Annotated in this window: 4 protein-coding genes and 1 pseudogene; 2 read left to right on the forward strand and 3 right to left on the reverse strand. The window is 70.0% G+C overall.

Annotated features, from left to right (window positions below):
* Together VGD44_RS21850 and VGD44_RS21855 are read right to left on the reverse strand one after the other, a co-directional pair.
* A partial coding sequence (locus tag VGD44_RS21850; RefSeq protein ID WP_331090493.1) for an acyl-CoA dehydrogenase family protein occupies positions 1-387 on the reverse strand: 387 nt, incomplete at its 3' end.
* A gap of 11 nt (positions 388-398) precedes the next feature.
* A complete protein-coding gene (locus tag VGD44_RS21855) occupies positions 399-1,604 on the reverse strand; it encodes an acyl-CoA dehydrogenase family protein (protein WP_331090494.1) in 1,206 nt (401 codons plus the stop codon).
* Positions 1,605-1,725: 121 nt separating this feature from the next.
* On the opposite strand from VGD44_RS21855, the gene VGD44_RS21860 reads away from it, so the two are divergent.
* A complete protein-coding gene (locus VGD44_RS21860) occupies positions 1,726-3,369 on the forward strand; it encodes a phosphatidylglycerol lysyltransferase domain-containing protein (RefSeq protein WP_331090495.1) in 1,644 nt (547 codons plus the stop codon).
* A 9-nt stretch (positions 3,370-3,378) separates the two neighbouring features.
* On the opposite strand, the gene VGD44_RS21865 is transcribed toward VGD44_RS21860, so the two are convergent.
* Positions 3,379-3,576, reverse strand: coding sequence for a hypothetical protein (locus VGD44_RS21865; protein ID WP_331090496.1), 198 nt, complete (start codon positions 3,574-3,576; stop codon positions 3,379-3,381).
* A gap of 134 nt (positions 3,577-3,710) precedes the next feature.
* On the opposite strand from VGD44_RS21865, the pseudogene VGD44_RS21870 reads away from it, so the two are divergent.
* A pseudogene (locus tag VGD44_RS21870) lies at positions 3,711-4,510 on the forward strand (Localization factor PodJS); the annotation flags it as partial.

A 4,510-nucleotide genomic window follows, 5' to 3' on the forward strand; every position in this document is an offset into this window, starting at 1 on the left:
GCGTACGTCGCCCGAGATGATCCCCGGCAGGTGCTCGCGCTTCAGCGCCTCGGTCCCGTATTCGATCAGGGTCGGGCCGAACATCATCACGCCCATGCCGCCGATCGGGTTGCGGGCGCCGACCTTGGCCATCTCCTCGGCCAGCACGCGCGCCTCTGCGCGCGACAGCCCGCCGCCGCCGTATTCCTTCGGCCACGTCGGCGTGCCCCAGCCCTTGCCGCCCATCGCGCGGCGCCACTTCAGGGCGTCCTCGGACTCCGTCTGGCCCGACATCTTGGCGACCTGCGCCATCGGGTCCTTGGCCAGGGATTTCGGGAAGTTGACCTCCAGCCAGTCCTTCACCTCGGCCCGGAACGCCTCCAGGTCCTGCCCGCCGAAGTCGGCCATGGGTCTAACTCCTACTTAGGATCGGGAAGGCCGAGCACGCGCTTGGCGATCACGTTGAGGTTCACTTCCGAGGTGCCGCCCTCGATCGAGTTGGCCTTGGTCCGGAGCCATCCGCGCACGGCCATGACCTCCGAGCCCTGGAAGCCGTCACCCTCCCAGCCCAGGCCCTGGTGGCCCAGCGCCTCGACCATCAGTTCTGAGCGCTCCTTGGCGAACTCGGCGGCGGCGTACTTGATGATCGACGTCGTCGCCGACGGCCCGTTGCCGGCCCGGCTCTCGGCCGCCGACCGCGCGATCGTCTGGCGCAGTGCGGCGAAGTTCATCTTGTTCTCGGTGATCCGCCGGCGCAGGTCCTGGTCGTCGGCCGCGCCGTACTGCTTCGCGATCGTCGCCAGATCGCCCGAGGCGCCGCCCGCCGACCCGCCCTCGCCGAAGCCTGCCGAGATGTTCTGCCGCTCGTACTGCAAGAGCCGCTTGGCGATCTCCCATCCGCCGTTCAGCCGCCCTACCAGGTTGCCCTTCGGGACCTTCACGTCGGTGAAGAACGTCTCGCAGAACGGGCTCTCGCCCGAGATCAGCTGGATCGGCCTTGTCTCGATGCCCGCCGATGCCATATCGATAAGAACAAACGAGATGCCTTCGTGCTTCTTGGAAGTATCCGTGCGAACGAGGCAGAAGCACCAATCCGCCTTATCTGCATAGCTCGTCCATATTTTACTTCCATTGATCAGCCAGTGGTCGCCTTTGTCCTCGCAGCGGGTCTGCAGCCCCGCGAGGTCAGAGCCCGCGCCCGGTTCGGAGTAGCCCTGGCACCAGCGGATCTTGCCCTCGACGATCTTGGGCAGGTGCTCCTTCTTCTGCTCCTCGTTGGCGTACTCCAGCAGCACCGGACCCAGCATCCAGACGCCGAACGAGGCGAGGGGCGTGCGGTACTTGCCGGCCGCCAGTTCGCGGTCCAGAACCCGGGCCTGCGCCGCGGTCAGCCCGCCGCCGCCGTACTCCTTGGGCCAGGTCGGCGCGGTCCAGCCCTTGGCGGCCATCCGCTGCAGCCAGACGATCTGCGGGTCGGTCGATCCTTCAAACGCGCGACCGCCCCAGACCGCCTCGGGATCGGTCTTGGCCTTGGGATCGCGCAGCTCGGCCGGGTACATCGCCTCCAGTTCGGACCGCACCTCCTTGGCGAAGGCGTCCAGGTCCGTGGCGCCGAAGTCGGCCATACCGATCTCCCAAACTTTCAACTTGAGGCCCTGAGCTTAGCGCCCGCCCGCGGCCGGGCAAAGACAGATTAAACGCCCGTTTGAGCGGACCTGACGTGACGTCGCCTATAGAAGGGATTCGATGCGCTTCCCTCGCCATCCCGCCGTCACCGCCGCCGCGCCCTGGACGGCCGCCCTGCTCACCCTGGCGGCGGGTGTGATGCTGATCGCCTCGGCCGCCACGCCGTCGATCCCGGCCCGCTTCATCCGCCTGATCGAGTTCGAGCCGGTGATCCTCATTGAGGTCAGCCACTTCGTCTCCAGCGTGCTGGGGCTTGTGCTGGTGATGCTGGCGTTCGGCCTGCGGGCCCGCCTCGACGCCGCCTGGGCCGCCACCCTCGTCACCTTGCTGGTCGCCGCGCCGCTCAGCCTGGTGAAGGGCTTCGTCTGGGAAGAGACGGCGCTGCTCCTCGCCCTCGCCGCCGTGCTCGCGCCGTTCCACCACGCATTCCCGCGCAAGGCCGCGCTCACCCGCATGGAGGTGACGCCCGCCTGGCTCTTCTCGGCCGCCTGCTTCGTGGTCGGAGCCGGCATGATCGGGCTGTGGTCGTTCGAGAACGCCGACTACGGCGACCTCCCCTGGTGGCAGGTGATGGCCGACGAGGACGCCGCGCGCTCCCTGCGCGCCTGGGGCGGCGCCGCCATCGCGTTCTTCGCCTTCGGGGTCTGGCGCCTGCTCGGCTCGGCTGCGACACCCCCGATCGTGGGCGAGGCCGATCCCGATCTCGACCGGGTGCGGGCGATCCTGGCCAAGGCCGAGATGGCGCGGCCGACCTCCAACCTCGCCCTGCTCGGCGACAAGCGCTTCCTGTTCTCGGCCTCGGGCGAGAGCTTCCTGATGTTCGGCGTGCGCAGCCGTAGTTGGATCGCCCTGGGCTCCACCGTGGGCCGTCGCGACGAGAGGCTGGAGCTGCTCTGGCGTTTCCGCGAACTGGCCGACGCCCACGCCGCGCGGCCCGGCTTCTACAACCTCGACCCCGACGACCTGCCCGACATCGTCGAGCTGGGCTTCGCGATCCAGAAGATGGGGGAGGGCGCGGTCTCGCCCCTCGACAGCTTCACCATCGAGGGCACCAAGCGGGGCAACCTGCGCCGCGCCTGGCGCCGCGCCGGGGAGGATGGGGCGACCTTCGAGGTGGTGGCGCCGGCAGATATAGCGCCCCTGATGCCCGAACTGCGGCGGATCTCCGACATCTGGCTCGCCAACCACGCCGGCGGCGAGAAGAGCTTCTCGCTGGGCGGCTTCAGCGACCGCTACATGCAGGAGTTCCCGCTCGCGATCGTCCGCTGGGAAGGCCGCATCATCGCCTTCGCCAACATCTGGACGGTGGCCTCGCGCAGCGCCTTCTCCATCGACCTGATGCGCTATGTGCCCGAGGGGCCGCCGCGGATCATGGACTTCCTGTTCGTGGAGCTGATCAACTGGGGCCGGGCGGAGGGCTACGGCGCCTTCGACTTCGGCATGGCCCCGCTCTCCGGACTCGACGACCGGCCGCTGGCGCCGGCGCTCAGCCGCGTGGGCCGGCTGATCTTCGACCGCGGGGAGGAAATCTACAACTTCCAGGGCGTGCGCCACTACAAGTCCAAGTACGACCCCACCTGGCAGCCGCGCTTCGTGGCCGCCCCGCGCAAGTGGGCGATCCCGCGGCTGATGGCCGACGCCGGCCTCCTGTCATCCGGAGGCGTGGCCGGCCTCGCCAAGCGGCCGAAGAAGAACGGGGACTAGCCCCAGCGACTAACCCAGGATCCCGATCGCCCGCTCCGCCGAGACCAGGAAGAGGATCGCGCCGGTCGCCGCCAGGACCATGATCGGCCGCCAGGGGATCATCCGCGGGCCCTTCATCGGATTGGGCGGCCGCGCGCCGCGCCAGCCGGCGAAACCCGCCACGGCGGCGAGCCCCAGGGCGATGGCGAGAAGGGGGCCGGCAGACATGCGGCGAGCCCTAGCGGAAGCCGCGTCGGCCATCCACAGGAACCGTCGTCGCACACCATATCTAGCGTTGCCGTTTAATTTACACCCCAGGAATCGACCGATAGCGTCCGAGGGGCACGGAGCTAGCGATTCGGATGAGCGCGGGGGCGCCCTGGAGCGTCAAGGGGATCGACCCGAAGGCCCGCGAGGTCGCGAAGGATCTTGCCCGCCGTTCCGGCATGACCCTGGGCGAGTGGCTGAACCGCATCATCCTCGAGGACGACGTCCCCGATGAGATCACGGCCGAGGCCCAGTTCTCCGACCGCGCCCTGCGCGTCGAGGCCCCGCGGCTGCGGGCCATTTCGCCGCCCGCGCCGCCGGCCACGCCCGACCTCGCCCGCGTCGCCTACGCCCTCGACCGGCTCACCGAGCGCATCGAGGCCTCCGAGACCCGCACCGGCCTCGCCATCAGCGGCGTCGAGCATTCGGTGCGCCAGGCGCTGGCCCGTATCGAGACCGCCGAGCGCGAGCAGCACGCCGCCTCCGCCCGTTTCGAGGGGCTGCTGGCCGAGACCCAGGCCGAGGTCAGTTACAACGGCGAACGGGTGCGCCGGCTGGAGGGCGATCCCATCGGTCCGCGCTCGGCCGAGGCGCTGCGCCTGATCGAGGCCCGCCTGGCCCGCGCCGAGCCCGAGCAGGTGGTGGAGACGGTGCTGGAGCGGCTGGGCGACCGGCTGGCCATGGCCGAAGCCCGCACCGCCGCGGCGCTCGACGATCTCAGAGGCTCGATGGCGACCCTCGACCGTCGCCTGGGCGCCGTGGAGCGCGGTGCGGGCGAGGTGGCCGAACAGCGGTTCGAGGCGCTCGCCCAGACCCTCACGCTGCGTGTCGAGGCGGTCCGCGCCGAAGTGGCCGACGCCCTGGCCGCGCCGGCCGGCGGCGCCTTCGAGGCCCG

The organism is Phenylobacterium sp. (assembly GCF_036402295.1).
GTDB lineage: Bacteria > Pseudomonadota > Alphaproteobacteria > Caulobacterales > Caulobacteraceae > Phenylobacterium.